Origin of the sequence: Pseudomonas sp. YNh (assembly GCF_037993085.1) — a bacterium.
GTDB lineage: Bacteria > Pseudomonadota > Gammaproteobacteria > Pseudomonadales > Pseudomonadaceae > Aquipseudomonas > Aquipseudomonas putida.
Genome location: NZ_JBBMRJ010000002.1, coordinates 433681 through 450935, shown reverse-complemented (window position 1 = coordinate 450935; position 17255 = coordinate 433681). Strand labels below are relative to the sequence as shown.

Genomic DNA, 17255 nt, shown 5'->3' with positions numbered 1-17255 from the left:
TGTGAACAGTCAGAATCGGGCATTTAGTCCCACCACCCCTTCAAGTCTAACCATACAAGCGGGCGTGCCCGCGAAGAGGCCAGCACAGGTATTAAAAATCTTATTGCCCGGCTGCAGTCTCCTGCACACCCTTGAACCACTTCTGCTCAAGCTCGGCCGTGCGGCCACTGTCTTTCAAGCGTTGCAGCGCATTGTTCACCGCACTTTCGAACGCCGGGTTGTCCTTCTGGAACGGGATCACCAGCTTCTTCTCGCCAAACGGCAGGCTCACATCGAGCGGGCCGTCGCCCTTGGGCGCCTCACTCGATGGGGTGAGTGCGACGTCGTACTTGCCACTCTCGACGCCGCTCAATACTTCGGCAGCCGGGGCTTCGACGAACTCGGCGCGCAAGTCCAGTTCCCTGGCCAGGTCCTGGCCAAATTCGATGTCGAAACCCGTCAGGTGGTCGTCTTGTTTGAACGCGTACGGCGAATTGTCGGCCTGTACGGCAATGCGCAGTTCGCCCCGGTCGGCGATTTCGTCGATCAGCTCCGCCTGGGCCAATGGACTGATCAGTACTGCCAGCAGTACCCCTATGGTCGAACGCATGATTGCCCCTTTTCTTTTAGCAGATGAATAACTTTCGCCACGGCTTTCTTCCTCGCCGTGATCGAGCGCAGCCTATGACCTTGAAGCCTCGGCATTGTTTAACCCTGACCGAAATATTTCTGTCAGACAATGTGAACACCTTGGCGATTATTTCAACTAAGGTGAACTACCGTCGCCGCCGGATGAAGGGCGGCGGTCAATAAGTGAATCACAGGAGAAGTGAATGAACAGCCTATTTTCGCGCGCTGCCGTTGCCGGTCTGCTGATGGGAGCGTCGGTTTTCGCCGTTGCTGCGGACGCCCTGAAGAGCCAGGAGCCGCCCAAGGATGCCAAGGTCTTCATCGTTTCCCCCGCCGATGGCGCAACGGTCGACAAGACCTTCACCGTCAAGTTCGGCATCGAGGGTATGGCACTCAAGCCAGCGGGTGACCAGACCCCGCACACCGGCCACCACCACCTGCTGGTGGATGTGGACAAAGAACCCGTGGCCGACATGCCGCTGCCGACCAGCCTGATGCCAGAAGCTGGCACCGCACTGCCGGCGGGCCCGCAGGTGCTGCACTTCGGCAAGGCGCAGACCGAAACCAGCATCACCCTGACGCCGGGCAAGCACACCCTGCAACTGATCCTGGGTGACCAGTATCACGTGCCGTTCAAGCCAAGCGTAGAGTCGAAGCAGATCACTGTCGAAGTGAAATAAAAAAAGGGAGGCCACCAGGGCCTCCCTTTTTCATGCAGCAAGCAAACTTAGAACAGGACGCGGGAACGGATGGTGCCCTTGACCTGTTGCAGCTTCTCTTGCGCCAGGTCCGAGTACTCGGCGTCGACGTCGATCACCACGTAACCGACCTTCTCGTTGGTCTGCAGGAACTGACCGGAGATGTTGATGCCGTTCTCGGCGAAGACTTTGTTGATCTCGCTGAGCACGCCTGGGATGTTTTCGTGGATGTGCAGCAGGCGGTGCTTGCCTGGGTGGGCCGGCAGGGCTACTTCCGGGAAGTTGACCGAGGACACCGAGGTACCGTTGTCGCTGTACTTGACCAGCTTCTCGGCCACTTCCAGGCCGATGTTGGCCTGGGCTTCGGCAGTAGAACCACCGATGTGCGGGGTCAGGATCACGTTGTCCAGGCCGCGCAGCGGGCTCTCGAACTCTTCGTCGTTGGAGCGTGGCTCGACCGGGAACACGTCGATGGCGGCGCCGATCAGGTGCTTGTCCTTGATGGCGGCGGCCAGGTGGTCCAGCTCGACCACGGTGCCACGGGCGGCGTTGATCAGGATCGCGCCCTTCTTCATCGCGCGGATTTCCTTCTCGCCGATCATCCACTGGGTGGATGGCAGCTCAGGCACGTGCAGCGAGACGATGTCGGCCAGGCCCAGCAGCTCGTTCAGGCTGGTGACCTGCACGGCGTTGCCCAGTGGCAGCTTGGTCAGCGGGTCGTAGAAGTACACCTGCATGCCCAGGTTCTCGGCCAGGACCGACAGCTGGGTGCCGATCGAGCCATAGCCGACGATGCCCAGTTTCTTACCGCGGATTTCGAACGAGTTGGCCGCGCTCTTGATCCAGCCGCCACGGTGGCAGGAGGCGTTCTTCTCAGGGATGCCGCGCAGCAGCAGGATGGCCTCGGCCAGCACCAGCTCGGCTACCGAACGGGTGTTGGAGTAAGGCGCGTTGAACACGGCGATACCGCGCTCGCGGGCAGCTTCCAGGTCGACCTGGTTGGTGCCGATGCAGAAGCAGCCAACGGCTACCAGTTTCTTGGCGCAGTCGAAGATCTCTTCGGTGAGCTGGGTGCGCGAACGGATGCCGATGAAGTGGGCATCGGCGATCTTTTCCTTCAGCTCGGCTTCCGGCAACGAACCAGTGAGGTATTCGATGTTGGTGTAGCCGGCGGACTTGAGGGTATCGACCGCGTTCTGGTGCACACCTTCAAGAAGAAGGAACCGGATCTTGCTCTTGTCGAGAGAAGTCTTGCTCATCTGCGTAAACCTGTATCCCGGAGAAAAAATGGCGAGGGGTGATGCCAGGCGCGAGGGCAGCCTTAGCATGAACAGCGGGAGGGCTATGCTAGCATACGCGACACAATCTGAGCTTATCCCGACAGGTGAAGAGTGCTCAGGGTGACTATGAATAAGTCGAGAGTTCCAGCGATGACCCACCCCGCTGTTATTGAAGAACTGATGACCCTTGTCGACCCTGGCAAGGTCCTGACCGACGCGGCTTCCCTCGAAGCGTATGGCAAGGACTGGACCAAGCATTACCCCCCGGCGCCCAGCGCCATCGTCTTCCCCAAGACAGTAGAACAGGTGCAGGCCATTGTGCGCTGGGCCAATGCGCACAAGGTGGCCCTGGTGCCATCGGGTGGGCGCACCGGGCTTTCTGCCGGCGCCGTGGCGGCCAATGGCGAGGTTGTCGTTTCCTTCGGCTACATGAACCAGATTCTCGGCTTCAATGCCTTCGACCGCACCGTGGTCTGCCAGCCCGGGGTAATCACCCGGCAGCTGCAAAACTACGCCGAAGAGCAGGGCCTGTATTACCCGGTGGACTTCGCTTCCAGCGGCTCCAGCCAGATTGGCGGCAACATCGGCACCAACGCGGGCGGCATCAAGGTGATTCGCTACGGCATGACCCGCAACTGGGTGGCCGGGCTGAAAGTGGTCACCGGCAAGGGCGAGTTGCTGGAACTGAACAAAGACCTGATCAAGAACGCCACCGGCTATGACCTGCGCCAGCTGTTCATTGGCGCCGAAGGCACGCTGGGCTTCGTGGTCGAGGCCACCATGCGCCTGGACCGCGCCCCGCGCAACCTCACTGCCATGGTGCTTGGCACACCGGACTTCGACTCGATCATGCCGGTGCTGCACGCCTTTCAGGGCAAGCTGGACCTTACAGCCTTCGAGTTCTTCTCCGACAAGGGCCTGGCCAAGATCCTCGCGCGCGGCGATGTACCCGCCCCGTTCGCGACCGACTGCCCGTTCTATGCACTGCTGGAGTTCGAAGCCAGCACTGATGAAGTCGCCAACGAAGCGTTGGCCACCTTCGAGCATTGCGTGGAGCAGGGCTGGGTGCTGGACGGGGTGATGAGCCAGAGCGACACCCAGCTTAAAAACCTGTGGAAGCTGCGCGAGTACCTGTCGGAAACCATCTCGCACTGGACGCCCTACAAGAACGACATTTCCGTCACCGTGTCGAAAGTGCCCGCGTTCCTGCGTGATATCGACGCCATCGTCGCGGAGCACTACCCGGATTACGAAGTCGTGTGGTATGGCCACATCGGTGATGGCAACCTGCACCTGAACATCCTCAAGCCCGAACACATGAGCAAGGACGACTTCTTTGCCTCGTGCACCAAGGTCAACAAGTGGGTGTTCGATATCGTCAAGCACTACAACGGCTCGATCTCGGCCGAGCACGGTGTGGGCATGACCAAGCGCGACTATTTAGGCTACAGCCGCTCGCCGGAAGAAATCGCCTGCATGAAGGCAATAAAGGCCGTCTTCGACCCTAACGGCATCATGAATCCGGGTAAGATCTTTTCACCTGAATAAAAAGCAGTATCCAGAGGAGTCGGCCATGAGTTACCAGCACCAGTACGTAGACGGCACGCGCATTCACTTCCCGCTGGGCAAGGTGGTGTGTATTGGCCGTAACTATGCCGAGCATGCCAAGGAACTGGACAACCCGATCCCCACCGAGCCGCTTCTGTTCATCAAGCCGGGCAGCTGCGTGGTGCCTGCCGAGGGCGGCTTCAAGATCCCGGCCGAGCGTGGTGCGGTGCACTACGAGGCCGAAATTGCCGTGCTGCTGGGCAAGCCGCTGTCGACCCATCCGAGCGAGGAAGAGGTGCTGGACGCCATTTCCGGTTATGCCCCGGCGCTGGACCTGACCCTACGCGACGTGCAGGCCAAGCTGAAAGAGAAGGGCCTGCCGTGGGAACTGGCCAAGTGTTTTGATGGCGCTTGCGTGCTGCCGCCGTTCGTCTCCGCTGCCAGCTTCGAGGACGTGACCGACATCCCGGTGCGCCTCACCGTCAACGGCGAAGTGCGCCAGGACGGCAACAGCGCGATGATGCTGAACCCGATCGTGCCGATGATCCAGTACATGGCGGCGCAGTTCTCGCTGCAGGCGGGGGATGTGATCCTCACCGGCACCCCGGCAGGTGTGGGGCCGTTCAATGTCGGTGACGAACTGGTGCTGGAGCTGCCGGGCGTGAGCCGCTTCGAAAGCCGGGTGCTTTAACTCGAAACCGCGTCGCCCTCTTCGCAGGCTCGCCCGCTCCCACAGGTACTGCACAGGCCTTGAATACTGTGCTGAACCTGTGGGAGCGGGTTTACCCGCGAAGAGGCCGGCGCTGTTTACCCTTTTTTCACACCCTATCCGGATAATGCGCGGACCTACGCCCATTCCCCAGGACACCCGCATGCCATCACCCTCCAGCGCCCCTGCAACTCCCAAGCGTCGCTTCTACCTGCGCTGGCCCTTCGGCCTGGCCGTGGCGGCGGTGATCGGTTATGGCGTCGCAGTTGCCATGCACTGGGATGACCGCGGCGCGCTGTGGCTGAAGGAAAGCTTTGAAAGCACCGCCGAGCGCAGCGAAAGCGTGTGGCTGCCGGACTATCAGGTCGATATCGATGCCAAGCCGCTACCGGGTATGGACGATGACGAAGCCTCGGACCTGGCCTTCAACCCGCATACCCGCACTCTGTTCGCGGTCATGGGCAAGAACCCGATACTGGTCGAGCTGAGCCTGGAGGGCGATGTACTGCGCAAGATCCCGCTCAACGGCTGGAACAACCCGGAAGGCGTCGCCGTGCTGGAGGATGGCTACCTGGCCATCACCGACGAGCGCCTGCATGACCTGACCGTGGTCAAGGTGGATGCGCAGACCACGGCGTTGAACCACGCCGATTTCCAGAGCCACGACCTGGGCCCGTCAGTGAAGAGCAACAAGGGCTTCGAGGCCATCGCCTGGGACCCGCTGCGTCAGCGCCTGGTCATCGGCGAGGAGCGCCCGCCCAAGCTCTACACCTGGAACACCGATGGCCGCAGCCCTCTCAAGGGCCAGAAGCAGCCGTTGCCTAGCGAAGAGCTCGACCTGCGCAACCTGTCTGCACTGGGTGTCGACCCGCGTACCGGCCACCTGCTGGTGCTCTCGGCCGACTCCAACATGTTGCTGGAGCTGGACGAGCAAGGCCAGCAAGTCAGCTTCATGACCTTGCTGGGCGGCTTCAACGGGCTTGAAGACACCATTCCGCGCGCTGAAGGTGTAGCCATGGACGACAAGGGCAACCTGTACATGGTCAGCGAGCCGGCCCTGTTTTATCGCTTCAGAAAGAACTGACCCCAACATCCGACGTTTCTGATGCTGGCATTAAGCTTTATTTCAGTTGTACATGGTTAGATTCGCCACCCCCACGTCGAGTCTGCCCCATGCGTCTTCTTGTTCGCCTGTTTCTTGCCCTGGCCGTTATCGGTCTGCTCCTGCTCGGCTGGGCCGGGCAGGAGTTTCGCCTGTTCGAGCGTGGCTGGTTCAACCTGAAGACCTGGTGGCAGCCCGCCGGGCAGAGCATCGGCCTGGACCGCTACCGGGTGGTGGTGGAGGCGCAGCCGGTCGAGGGGCTGGATGACGATATCTCCGCGCTGACCTACGACCCTGACCGCAAGACCCTGTTCACCGTCACCAACGCCCGCTCGGAACTGATCGAGTTGTCGCTGGACGGCCGCATCCTGCGGCGGGTGCCGCTGACGGGCTTCGGCGACCCGGAGGCCGTGGAATACGTCGGGCCCAACAGCTACGTGATCACCGACGAGCGTCAACAACGGCTGATTCGTGTACGGCTGGAAGACGACACGATGTTCCTCGATGCCGGTGATGCTGAACAGCTCAGCCTGGGCATTGGCCTGAATGGCAACAAGGGCTTCGAGGGCCTTGCCTACGATTCGGCGGGCAAGCGCCTGTTTGTGGCAAAGGAACGCGACCCGATGCTGATCTACGAGGTGCATGGCTTCCCGCATGACAACCCGGAAAAGCCCTACGCCGTGCATGTGGTGCAGGACCGCAAGCGTGATTCACGGCTGTTTGTGCGGGACCTGTCGAGCTTGCAGTTCGATGAGCGCAGTGGGCACTTGCTGGCGCTGTCGGACGAGTCGCGCCTGATGCTGGAGCTGGATGTGGAAGGCAGGCCGCTGAGTACTTTGTCGTTGCGCAAAGGCTTTCAGGGGTTGCAGGCGACGGTGCCGCAGGCGGAGGGGATTGCGATGGACGAGGCGGGGACCATCTATCTGGTCAGTGAGCCTAACCTGTTCTATGTGTTCAAGCAGGCGGCGGAGTGAGCAGGTGGGGCTGCTTTGCAGCCCATTCGCAGCACAAGGCTGCTCCTACAGGAAATCGCGTACCCCTGTAGGAGCAGCCTTGTGCTGCGAATCGAGGGCAAAGCCCTCGCCGAAGATTACTCCGCCTTCAGGCTTTTGACGCCCTCAGCGGTACCCAGCAGCAGCAAGTCCGCCGGCCGCGCCGCGAACAGGCCGTTGGTCACCACGCCGACGATGGCGTTGATCTGCGCTTCCAGTTCCACCGGGTTGGTGATCTGCAGGTTGTGCACATCGAGGATTACATTGCCGTTGTCGGTGACCACGCCTTCGCGATACACCGGATCGCCGCCCAGCTTGACCAGCTGACGGGCCACATGGCTGCGCGCCATCGGGATCACTTCGACCGGCAGCGGGAAAGCGCCCAGTACCGGCACCAGTTTGCTGCCGTCGGCGATGCAGATGAAGGTCTTGGCCACAGCAGCGACGATCTTCTCGCGGGTCAGGGCCGCACCGCCGCCCTTGATCAGGTTCAGGTGCGCGTCGCTCTCGTCGGCGCCGTCCACGTAGAATTCCAGCTCGCTGACACTGTTCAGCTCGTAGACCGGGATGCCATGGCCCTTCAGACGCTGGGCGGTGGCTTCGGAGCTGGCGACTGCGCCGTCGAAGGCAGTCTTGTGCTGAGCCAGGGCGTCGATGAAGAAGTTGGCAGTCGAACCGGTACCGACGCCGACGACGCTCTTTTCATCCAGCTTGGGCAGAATGAAGTCGACAGCGGCCTGGGCGACGGCCTGTTTGAGTTGGTCCTGGGTCATGCGGGCTCCGAAAAGGGGCAGGGCGGTTTTCAAAGTTGCCTAGTATAACGGCTTGGGCGGCTTTGCTGTGGTCGCCCGACGTAGCGCTGGGGTAGACTCGCAGCCCTCGTCCCGCGGCCCAGTGATGCTTTCCCGATGCTCGAACAGTACGTCAAGAAGATCCTCACCTCGCGCGTCTATGACGTTGCCGTCGAAACCCCGCTGCAGAGCGCCGGGCAGCTGAGCAAGCGCCTGGGCAACCAGATTTTGCTCAAGCGTGAAGACCTGCAACCGGTGTTCTCGTTCAAGATTCGAGGGGCGTACAACAAACTGGCCCAGCTGACCCCGGAAGAGCTGGCCCGTGGCGTGGTCACCGCCTCGGCTGGCAACCACGCCCAGGGCCTGGCCCTGGCTGCGCGCGAGATGGGCATCAAGGCCACTATCGTGATGCCCAAGACCACCCCGGAGATCAAGATCGAAGGCGTGCGCTCGCGCGGTGGCAAGGTAGTGCTGCATGGCGACTCGTTCCCAGAAGCGCTGGCTTATTCGCTGAAACTGGTCGACGAGAAGGGCTTTGTCTATGTCCACCCTTATGACGACCCGCACACCATTGCCGGGCAGGGTACCGTGGCCATGGAAATCCTGCGCCAGCACCCTGGCCAGCTCGACGCGATCTTCGTGCCCGTGGGCGGTGGTGGCCTGATCGCCGGCATTGCCGCCTATGTGAAGTACCTGCGCCCGGAAATCAAGGTGATTGGTGTCGAGCCCGACGACTCCAACTGCCTGCAGGCGGCCATGGCAGCCGGTGAGCGCGTGGTGCTGCCACAGGTCGGGTTGTTTGCCGACGGCGTGGCGGTGGCGCAGATCGGCCAGCACACCTTCGATATCTGCCGCCACCATGTGGATGAAGTGGTGACGGTCAGTACCGACGAGATCTGTGCAGCTATCAAGGATATCTATGACGATACCCGCTCGATCACCGAACCTGCCGGCGCCTTGGGCGTTGCGGGCATCAAGAAGTACGTCGAGCTGTACGGCGTGACCGGGCAAACCCTGGTGGCGATCGACTCCGGCGCCAACGTCAACTTCGACCGCCTGCGCCATGTAGCCGAGCGTGCCGAGCTGGGTGAGAAGCGCGAAGCGATCATCGCCGTGACCATCCCGGAACGCCCAGGCAGCTTCAAGGCCTTCTGCGAGGCTATCGGCAAGCGGCAGATCACCGAATTCAACTACCGCAAGCACACCTCCGACGAGGCGCACATCTTCGTTGGCGTGCAGACCCACCCGGAAAACGACCCACGTGCGGCGCTGGTGCAGCATCTGACCGAGCAGGGCTTCCCGGTTACCGACCTGACCGACAACGAGCTGGCCAAGCTGCACATTCGTCACATGGTTGGGGGCCATTCGGCCGGTGCCAGCGATGAAATGGTGTTGCGCTTCGAATTCCCCGAGCGGCCAGGGGCGTTGTTCAACTTCCTCAATAAGCTGGGCGGGCGCTGGAACATCTCGATGTTCCATTACCGCAACCATGGCGCGGCTGACGGGCGCGTGGTGGCGGGCTTGCAGGTGCCGGAGGACGAGCGCCACCTGGTGCCAGCCGCGTTGGCCAAGATCGGCTACCCCTACTGGGACGAGACCGAGAACCCGGCGTACAAGCTGTTCCTGGGCTGAGCGGCTAAGCTTGGCTTATCGCTCAAGGATGTGAAGACATGGAACACCTGACCACCCTCAAGACCCTGCACATCATCGCCACCGCCCTGCTGCTACTGGGCGCCCTGGGCCTGGCGGTGTGGACGGTGCGCGCTCGCCGCCAAGGCGATGCCGAGGCCTACGCCAAGCTGTTGCGCCGGCCGTTGGTGTTTGTCTGGCTGGTGATGGGCCTGTGCCTGGTGAGCATGCCGTTCACCGGCTGGTGGCTGGTGCACCTGGTGGGCTGGCCGCTGGGGCAGACCTGGGTGCTGGCGTCCAGCGTCATCTATACCGTCGGCGCCTTTGCCGTGTGGTGGCTGCTGGTGCGGCTGAACCGGCTGCGCAAGGCTGAAGCGGTGGGGCTGCGGTTTACCCTGGCGTTGGCGGTGTTCAGCGGGGTCTGCTTCCTGTCCATTGCCGGGCTGATGGGCGCCAAGCCAGTCTGACAGTCCTGGGTTGCCCGTACCGGCCTCTTCGCGGGTAAACCCGCTCCCACAGGGACTGCACAAGGCCTGAGGGCAGCGCAGTACCTGTGGGAGCGGGTTCACCCGCGAAAGGGCCGGCCCAGGAAAACCTCAATCTCGCAGCGAAACCACCGGCCACCCGCGCTTCTCGGCCTCGGCCCGCAGGTTCGGGTCCGGGTCCACCGCCACCGCATGCGTCACCCGTTGCAGCAGCGGCAGGTCGTTCATCGAGTCGCTATAGAAGTAGCTGTCTTCCAGGTCGAAGCCGTTTTCCAGCATCCAGCGTTCCAGCCGTGTCACCTTGCCTTCACGGAAACACGGTATATCGGTACTGCGGCCGGTATAGCGGCCGTCGTGCATCTCGCATTCGGTTGCCAGCAGTACCCGAACCCCGAGGCGCCGGGCAATCGGGGCGGTCACGAAACGGTTGGTAGCGGTGATGATCACCAACTGGTCGCCCGCCTCGCGGTGCTGCTGCAGCAAGGCCAGGGCCTTGGGCAGGATGATCGGCTCGATGCAGTCGCGCATGAAGTCGCGGTGCCATTCGTCGAGCTGGGCCACAGGCGTTGCCGCCAGGATCTCCATGGAAAAGGCCAGGTAGGCCTGCAGGTCCAGGGTGCCGTTGAGGTAGTCCTGGTAGAAGCCATCGTTGCGTTGCTTGTAGGCGACCGGGTCGAGAATGCCGCGCTCGCAAAGGTAATCACCCCAGGCATGGTCGCTGTCGCCACCGAGGAGGGTATTGTCCAGGTCGAATAAAGCCAGGCGCATTGCGGTCACTCGCATCAGCTACAGGTAGGCCCGCAGAATACGGAGTTTTCACCCGGCTGCACATAAGCTTGGCGGGCGCGTTGCTGCGCTCGCAAGCTTTGTGGAACAATGCGGTGACATGCGTTTGCGAGGTTGCTGCCGTGATCGACCCGGATGGTTTTCGCCCCAATGTCGGGATCATTCTCACGAATGATGCCGGGCAGGTGCTATGGGCTCGCCGGATCAACCAGGATGCCTGGCAGTTTCCCCAGGGGGGTATCAACCCTGACGAGACGCCGGAAGATGCCCTGTACCGCGAGCTGAACGAAGAAGTTGGCCTTGAACGCGATGATGTGGAAATTCTTGCCTGCACCCGCGGTTGGTTGCGTTATCGTTTACCCCAGCGACTGGTACGTACCCACAGCCAGCCGCTGTGCATCGGCCAGAAGCAGAAGTGGTTCCTGCTACGGCTGGTCAGCAATGAACAGCGGGTGCGGATGGACCTGACCGGCAAGCCGGAATTCGACGGCTGGCGCTGGGTGAGCTATTGGTATCCGCTGGGCCAGGTTGTGACATTCAAGCGCGAGGTGTACCGACGCGCCCTGAAAGAGCTAGCACCGCGTCTGCTGACGCGCGACTGACGACGGAGTTCGACCCCGAGCCATGCTCAATACGCTGCGCAAGATCGTCCAGGAAGTAAACTCCGCCAAAGATCTCAAGTCGGCGTTGGGGATCATTGTCTTGCGCGTCAAGGAGGCCATGGGCAGCCAGGTCTGCTCGGTCTACCTGCTCGACCCGGAAACCAACCGCTTCGTGCTGATGGCTTCCGAAGGCCTGAACAAGCGCTCCATCGGCAAGGTCAGCATGGCCCCCAACGAAGGCCTGGTTGGCCTGGTCGGTACCCGGGAAGAGCCGCTGAACCTGGAAAACGCCGCCGACCACCCGCGTTACCGCTACTTTGCCGAAACCGGTGAAGAAAAATTCGCCTCCTTCCTGGGTGCACCGATCATTCACCACCGCCGCGTGGTCGGGGTGTTGGTCATTCAGCAAAAGGAGCGCCGCCAGTTCGACGAGGGCGAAGAAGCCTTCCTGGTCACCATGAGTGCCCAGCTTGCCGGGGTAATTGCCCACGCCGAAGCCACTGGCTCGATCCGTGGCCTTGGCCGCCAGGGCAAGGGTATCCAGGAGGCCCGCTTCGTCGGTGTACCAGGCTCGCCTGGCGCTGCCGTGGGGCGTGCGGTGGTGATGCTGCCGCCGGCCGACCTGGAAGTGGTGCCGGACAAGGCCGTCGATGACATCGACGCCGAACTCAAGCTGTTCCAGAACGCCCTTGAAGGCGTGCGCGACGACATGCGCAAGCTGTCGGCCAAGCTGGCCACCCAGCTGCGCCCTGAAGAGCGCGCGTTGTTCGATGTGTACCTGATGATGCTCGAAGATGCAGCCCTGGGCGGCGAGGTGACCGAAGTCATCAAGACCGGCCAGTGGGCACAGGGCGCCCTGCGCCAGGTGGTTGGCGAGCACGTCAGCCGCTTCGAGCTGATGGACGATGACTACCTGCGCGAGCGCGCCTCCGACGTCAAGGACCTTGGCCGGCGCCTGCTGGCCTACCTGCAGGAAGCCCGCTCGCAGTCGCTGGTGTATGCCGACAACACCATTCTGGTCAGTGAAGAGCTGACACCGGCCATGCTCGGCGAAGTGCCAGAAGGCAAGCTGGTGGGCCTGGTCTCGGTACTGGGTTCGGGCAACTCCCACGTCGCCATCCTTGCTCGCGCCATGGGCATCCCCACGGTGATGGGTCTGGTCGACCTGCCGTACTCCAAGGTCGACGGTATCGAACTGATTGTCGACGGCTACAAGGGCGAGGTGTTCACCAACCCCAGCGAAGTGCTGCGCAAGCAGTACAGCGAAGTGGTCGAGGAAGAGCGCCAGCTGGCCCAGGGCCTGGACGCCCTGCGCGAACTGCCATGCGTCACCCCCGACGGCCACCGCATGCCGCTGTGGGTCAACACCGGCTTGCTGGCCGACGTGGCCCGTGCCCAGCAGCGCGGCGCCGAAGGGGTAGGCCTGTACCGCACCGAAGTGCCATTCATGATCAACCAGCGCTTCCCCAGCGAGAAAGAGCAACTGGCCATCTACCGTGAGCAGTTGGCGGCCTTCCACCCGCTGCCGGTAACCATGCGTACCCTCGACATCGGCGGTGACAAGGCGCTTTCGTACTTCCCGATCAAGGAAGAAAACCCCTTCCTGGGCTGGCGCGGCATCCGCGTCACCCTCGACCACCCGGAAATCTTCCTGGTGCAGACCCGCGCCATGCTCAAGGCCAGCGAGGGCCTGAACAACCTGCGCATCCTGCTGCCGATGATTTCCGGCATTCACGAGCTGGAAGAAGCGCTGCACCTGATCCACCGCGCCTGGGGCGAGGTGCGTGACGAAGGCACCGATGTGCCGATGCCGCCGGTGGGCGTGATGGTGGAAATACCTGCGGCGGTTTACCAGACCAAGGAACTGGCGCGGCAGGTGGATTTCCTGTCGGTCGGCTCCAACGACCTGACCCAGTACCTGCTGGCGGTGGACCGCAACAACCCGCGGGTTGCCGACCTGTACGACTACCTGCACCCGGCGGTGCTGCAAGCCTTGAGCACGGTGGTGCGCGATGCCCATGGTGAAGGCAAGCCAGTGAGCATCTGCGGTGAGATGGCCGGTGACCCGGCGGCGGCGATCCTGCTGATGGCCATGGGCTTCGACAGCTTGTCGATGAACGCCACCAACCTGCCGAAGGTGAAGTGGATGCTGCGTCAGGTGAACATGAGCAAGGCCAAGGAACTGCTGGCCGAGGCCCTGAGCCATGACAACCCGCAAGTTATCCACAGCTCATTGCAGCTGGCCCTTAAAAACCTCGGGTTGGCGCGGATGATCGGCCCAGGGGCCAACAAAACCCTCTGAAATCAAGGTTGCCGGTTCCGGCCTCTTCGCGGGCTTGCCCGCTCCCACAGGGATCGCACAAGGCTTGTGACCTGCGGGGTTTCTGTGGGAGCGGGCAAGCCCGCGAAGAGGCCGGCACAGGCAGCATCAAATGATCAGACCAGCACTTCAACCTCACCCAAATGCCCACCAAAGGGCCCGAAACTGCGCTCGATCAGCCGCCTTTGTCCCTGATCATCCACGATCAGCACCGTACTCGCCCGGGTCCCGTAGTTCTGGCTGGCGATGAATACGCTCGACAGCAGTTTCTCGGTCGCCAGCCCCACGCCTGTCTCGGGCAGGTCACCATCAGCTGCCGGCTCGTTATCGGCCAGCAAATCCAGCAACCGGCGCGGGTCTGGCGTTTCCAGCAGGCCCTCCAGCCCGCTACGTGCCTTCACCAGCTTCGGCCACGGGGTGTCCAGCCCGGCGTTGGATAACCCGTATACCCCGGCGTCCAGCAGGCAGGGCGTAGCGTCACGGGCATGCAGATAACCCAGCTGCCGCGCATCACCCACCAGCAGGTTGAAGCCCGAATACTGCCCGCTGCGGCTGGCCACCTGGTCCAGGTAAGCCTCGACCCCAAGCTCACCCTGCAGGTACGCCGCCACCAGTTCACCCCGCGAGCGCGGCCCCAGTGCCTGGCCCGGGTCGCGGATATTGGTCAGCGCCGCAAACCGCCCCTGCGGCCCCACGCCCAGCCATGTGCCGCCGGCCTCCAGGTCGCGCCCGGCATGCACCCCGGGCGCATCTTCCCAGGCCGCCAAGGGTTGAGTGGGGCGGGCATAGAACTCGTCGCGGTTGGCCGCGACGATCAGCGGCAGGGCATGCCCCGGCCGCCAGGCAAATACGATCAGGCACATCGGTTTGGCCTCTGTGTTTTCTGCCACTGTACCCACAGCGGCGTGGCCGATCCATCCTGACACAGAGTTCACTAGAGCCCCGAGGCCGGCTTCCGTTACCATGCCGGATTGATTTTTCGGGGAAGCCGAATGGAATTCGTGCTCTATCTGCTGTTGGGCGCCTGTGCCGGTGTGCTGGCCGGGCTGTTCGGCGTGGGCGGTGGCATCATCATCGTGCCGGTGCTGGTGTTCAGCTTCACCTTGCAGGGCTTCGACGCCTCGGTGCTGACCCACCTGGCGGTCGGCACATCGCTGGCAACCATCGTGTTCACGTCGATCAACGCCGTGCTTGAGCACCACCGCAAGGGCGCGGTGCAATGGCCGATCTTCGCCTGGATGACCCTCGGCATCCTGCTGGGGGCCGGTGTCGGTGCCAAGACCGCCTCGCTGATCCAGGGGCCGCTGCTGCAGAAGATCATCGGCGTGTTCGCCCTGGTTATCGCCGCGCAGATGGCCCTGGACCTCAAACCCAAGGCAAGTCGCGGCATCCCGGGCAAACCCGCCTTGATCGGGGCCGGTGGAATAATTGGCTGGGCCTCGGCCATTTTCGGCATCGGCGGTGGTTCGCTGACTGTGCCGTTCCTGACCTGGCGCAGCCTGCCCATGCAGCAGGCGGTGGCCACGTCCTCGGCCTGTGGCCTGCCGATTGCCGTGGCCAGTGCCCTGAGCTTCATGCTGCTGGGTTGGCACGAGGAGCACCTGCCGGCCCACAGCCTGGGTTACGTGTACCTGCCGGCGATGGTCGGCATTGCCGTGACCAGCATGTTTTTCGCCCGCTTTGGCGCGCGTCTGGCGCACAAGCTGTCGCCCCGTTTGTTGAAACGCCTGTTCGCAGCGCTGCTGTTCTGTGTCGGCCTCAGCTTTTTGATTTGAATCGAGAGGAAGTTCCATGCTGCCTTACCCGCAGATAGACCCCGTGGCCCTGGCCATCGGGCCGCTGAAAATCCATTGGTACGGGCTGATGTACCTGATCGGCATCGGCGGCGCCTGGCTGCTGGCTTCGCGCCGGTTGAACCGCTTTGACCCCACCTGGAGCCGCGAGAAGCTTTCCGACCTGGTGTTCTGGCTGTCGATGGGGGTGATCGTCGGTGGCCGCCTGGGTTACGTGCTGTTCTACGACCTGCATGCCTACCTGGCCAACCCGACGCTGATCTTCGAGGTGTGGAAGGGCGGCATGTCGTTCCACGGCGGCTTCATCGGCGTGATGCTGGCGGCCTTGTGGTTCGGCAAGCGCAACAACAAGTCGTTCTTCGAGCTGATGGACTTCGTTGCCCCGCTGGTGCCGATCGGCCTGGGTGCCGGGCGTATCGGCAACTTTATAAACGCCGAGCTGTGGGGCAAGGCGACCGACGTGCCGTGGGCGATGGTGTTCCCGCCGTTCAGCGACCCTGCCCAGTTGCCCCGTCATCCGTCGCAGCTGTACCAGTTTGCCCTGGAAGGTGTGGCATTATTCGTGATTCTCTGGTTGTACTCGCGCAAACCTCGCCCGACCATGGCCGTTTCCGGCATGTTCGCGCTGTTCTACGGCATTTTCCGCTTTATCGTGGAGTTTGTGCGTGTGCCTGATGCCCAGCTTGGCTACATTGCCTTCGGCTGGTTGACCATGGGTCAGTTGCTTTGCTTGCCGATGATCGTCGGCGGCATCTTCTTGATCTGGTTGGCCTACAACCGCAAACCTACGGCAAAACCAGCCGTATGATTTTCACGGCAGGGGCGATCCCCCTGCCGTTCTTGTTACAGGAAAGTCATGAAACAGTATCTAGATCTGGTCCGTGAAGTCATCGAGAACGGTACGTTGCAAGGCAACCGCACCGGCATCCGTACCATCAGCATGCCGGGCGCCATGCTGCGCTTCGACCTGCAGAAGGGCTTCCCGGCCATCACCACGCGCAAGCTGGCGTTCAAGTCGGCGATCGGCGAGATGGTCGGCTTCCTGCGGGGCGTGAAAAACGCCGGTGAATTCCGTGAGCTGGGCTGCAAGGTCTGGGACCAGAACGCCAACGAAAACGCCCAGTGGCTGGCCAACCCGTTCCGCCAGGGCCATGACGACCTGGGCGAGATCTATGGCGTGCAATGGCGCCAGTGGCCGGGCTACAAGCGCATACCGCTTAGCAACCCGGCCGCTGTCGAAATGGCCGAGAAGGCCGGCTTCCGCCGTATTGCCCAGGACGAAGAAGACGGCCAGGCGTTCGTGGTCCTGTACAAGGCCATCGACCAGGTGCGCCAGTGCCTGGACACCATCGCCAACGACCCGGGCAGCCGCCGCATCCTGTTCCACGGCTGGAACTGCGCGCAGCTGGACGAGATGGCCCTGCCGCCGTGTCACCTGCTGTACCAGTTCCACCCGAATGTAGAGACCAAGGAAATTTCCCTGACCCTTTACATCCGCTCCAACGACCTGGGCCTGGGCACACCGTTCAACCTCACCGAAGGCGCGGCGCTGCTGTCGCTGTTCGGTCGCCTGACCGGTTACACCCCGCGCTGGTTCACCTACTTCATCGGCGATGCCCATGTGTATGAAAACCACCTGGACATGCTGAACGAGCAGCTCAAGCGCGAGCCGCTGGAAGCGCCGAAGCTGGTGATCAGCGACCGCGTGCCGGCGTTTGCCGAGACGGGCAAGTATGAGCCGGAGTGGCTGGAGAAGATCGAGCCGAGTGATTTCTGGCTGGAAGGCTATGAGCACCATGCGCCGATGACAGCGCCGATGGCGGTGTGATTTTCTAGATTTCCGGGGGCGCTTTGCGCCCCTTTCGCCGGCAAGCCAGCTCCCACAAGTACTACTGAATGCCAGGCCCTGTG

Annotated in this window: 17 protein-coding genes; 12 read left to right on the top strand and 5 right to left on the bottom strand. The window is 62.4% G+C overall.

Annotation, left to right across the window (positions count from 1 at the left end; translation table 11 throughout):
• Positions 1-100: 100 nt before the first annotated feature.
• Positions 101-589, bottom strand: a complete 489-nt coding sequence (locus WF331_RS04025; RefSeq protein ID WP_016502117.1) for a transporter substrate-binding domain-containing protein — start codon at positions 587-589, stop codon at positions 101-103.
• A 223-nt stretch (positions 590-812) separates the two neighbouring features.
• Here WF331_RS04025 and WF331_RS04020 point away from each other — a divergent pair, with 223 nt between their 5' ends.
• Positions 813-1289 (top strand): DUF4399 domain-containing protein, encoded by a 477-nt coding sequence (locus WF331_RS04020; protein WP_016502116.1) that lies wholly within the window; start codon positions 813-815, stop codon positions 1287-1289.
• Positions 1290-1336: 47 nt separating this feature from the next.
• On the opposite strand, the gene serA is transcribed toward WF331_RS04020, so the two are convergent.
• On the bottom strand, positions 1337-2566 hold the full coding sequence (gene serA / locus WF331_RS04015; protein ID WP_016502115.1) for a phosphoglycerate dehydrogenase: 1230 nt from the start codon (positions 2564-2566) through the stop codon (positions 1337-1339).
• Positions 2567-2737: 171 nt separating this feature from the next.
• Between serA and WF331_RS04010 the strand changes: the two genes are divergently transcribed.
• The 4 genes from WF331_RS04010 (at position 2738) to WF331_RS03995 (ending at position 6920) form a co-directional block, all read left to right on the top strand.
• Positions 2738-4135: an FAD-binding oxidoreductase gene (locus WF331_RS04010; RefSeq protein WP_340622665.1), complete on the top strand. Its 1398-nt coding sequence runs from the start codon at positions 2738-2740 to the stop codon at positions 4133-4135.
• 25 nt (positions 4136-4160) lie between these two features.
• Positions 4161-4826: a fumarylacetoacetate hydrolase family protein gene (locus tag WF331_RS04005; protein WP_016502113.1), complete on the top strand. Its 666-nt coding sequence runs from the start codon at positions 4161-4163 to the stop codon at positions 4824-4826.
• A gap of 181 nt (positions 4827-5007) precedes the next feature.
• Positions 5008-5928, top strand: coding sequence for an SdiA-regulated domain-containing protein (locus WF331_RS04000; RefSeq protein WP_063423265.1), 921 nt, complete (start codon positions 5008-5010; stop codon positions 5926-5928).
• Positions 5929-6017: 89 nt separating this feature from the next.
• Entirely contained in the window at positions 6018-6920 is a 903-nt protein-coding gene (locus WF331_RS03995; RefSeq protein WP_340622664.1) for an SdiA-regulated domain-containing protein, read from the top strand.
• A gap of 116 nt (positions 6921-7036) precedes the next feature.
• Here WF331_RS03995 and rpiA read toward each other — a convergent pair whose 3' ends face one another.
• A complete protein-coding gene (gene rpiA / locus WF331_RS03990; RefSeq protein WP_016502110.1) occupies positions 7037-7711 on the bottom strand; it encodes a ribose-5-phosphate isomerase RpiA in 675 nt (224 codons plus the stop codon).
• A 135-nt stretch (positions 7712-7846) separates the two neighbouring features.
• Here rpiA and ilvA point away from each other — a divergent pair, with 135 nt between their 5' ends.
• Both ilvA and WF331_RS03980 read left to right on the top strand, forming a co-directional pair.
• Positions 7847-9361, top strand: a complete 1515-nt coding sequence (gene ilvA, locus WF331_RS03985; protein ID WP_016502109.1) for a threonine ammonia-lyase, biosynthetic — start codon at positions 7847-7849, stop codon at positions 9359-9361.
• A gap of 38 nt (positions 9362-9399) precedes the next feature.
• Positions 9400-9825 (top strand): DUF2269 domain-containing protein, encoded by a 426-nt coding sequence (locus WF331_RS03980; RefSeq protein WP_241799576.1) that lies wholly within the window; start codon positions 9400-9402, stop codon positions 9823-9825.
• A 129-nt stretch (positions 9826-9954) separates the two neighbouring features.
• On the opposite strand, the gene WF331_RS03975 is transcribed toward WF331_RS03980, so the two are convergent.
• A complete protein-coding gene (locus WF331_RS03975) occupies positions 9955-10611 on the bottom strand; it encodes a histidinol-phosphatase (protein WP_016502107.1) in 657 nt (218 codons plus the stop codon).
• Positions 10612-10751: 140 nt separating this feature from the next.
• On the opposite strand from WF331_RS03975, the gene WF331_RS03970 reads away from it, so the two are divergent.
• Both WF331_RS03970 and ptsP read left to right on the top strand, forming a co-directional pair.
• Positions 10752-11231: an RNA pyrophosphohydrolase gene (locus WF331_RS03970; protein WP_003249017.1), complete on the top strand. Its 480-nt coding sequence runs from the start codon at positions 10752-10754 to the stop codon at positions 11229-11231.
• A 22-nt stretch (positions 11232-11253) separates the two neighbouring features.
• The gene (gene ptsP, locus WF331_RS03965) at positions 11254-13533 is read left to right on the top strand and encodes a phosphoenolpyruvate--protein phosphotransferase (RefSeq protein ID WP_016502106.1); all 2280 of its coding nucleotides are present in this window, start codon (positions 11254-11256) and stop codon (positions 13531-13533) included.
• 134 nt (positions 13534-13667) lie between these two features.
• Here ptsP and WF331_RS03960 read toward each other — a convergent pair whose 3' ends face one another.
• A complete protein-coding gene (locus tag WF331_RS03960; RefSeq protein ID WP_197898205.1) occupies positions 13668-14414 on the bottom strand; it encodes an NRDE family protein in 747 nt (248 codons plus the stop codon).
• A 129-nt stretch (positions 14415-14543) separates the two neighbouring features.
• Here WF331_RS03960 and WF331_RS03955 point away from each other — a divergent pair, with 129 nt between their 5' ends.
• From WF331_RS03955 to WF331_RS03945, 3 genes are read left to right on the top strand one after another with little or no spacing between them, the layout of a single operon-like run.
• Positions 14544-15326 carry a sulfite exporter TauE/SafE family protein gene (locus tag WF331_RS03955; RefSeq protein ID WP_197898206.1) on the top strand — a complete coding sequence of 261 codons (783 nt, stop codon included), beginning with the start codon at positions 14544-14546 and terminating at the stop codon, positions 15324-15326.
• Positions 15327-15342: 16 nt separating this feature from the next.
• Positions 15343-16152, top strand: a complete 810-nt coding sequence (gene lgt, locus WF331_RS03950) for a prolipoprotein diacylglyceryl transferase (RefSeq protein ID WP_016502103.1) — start codon at positions 15343-15345, stop codon at positions 16150-16152.
• Positions 16153-16200: 48 nt separating this feature from the next.
• Positions 16201-17172, top strand: a complete 972-nt coding sequence (locus WF331_RS03945; protein WP_016502102.1) for a thymidylate synthase — start codon at positions 16201-16203, stop codon at positions 17170-17172.
• The last annotated feature ends 83 nt before the right edge of the window (positions 17173-17255 follow it).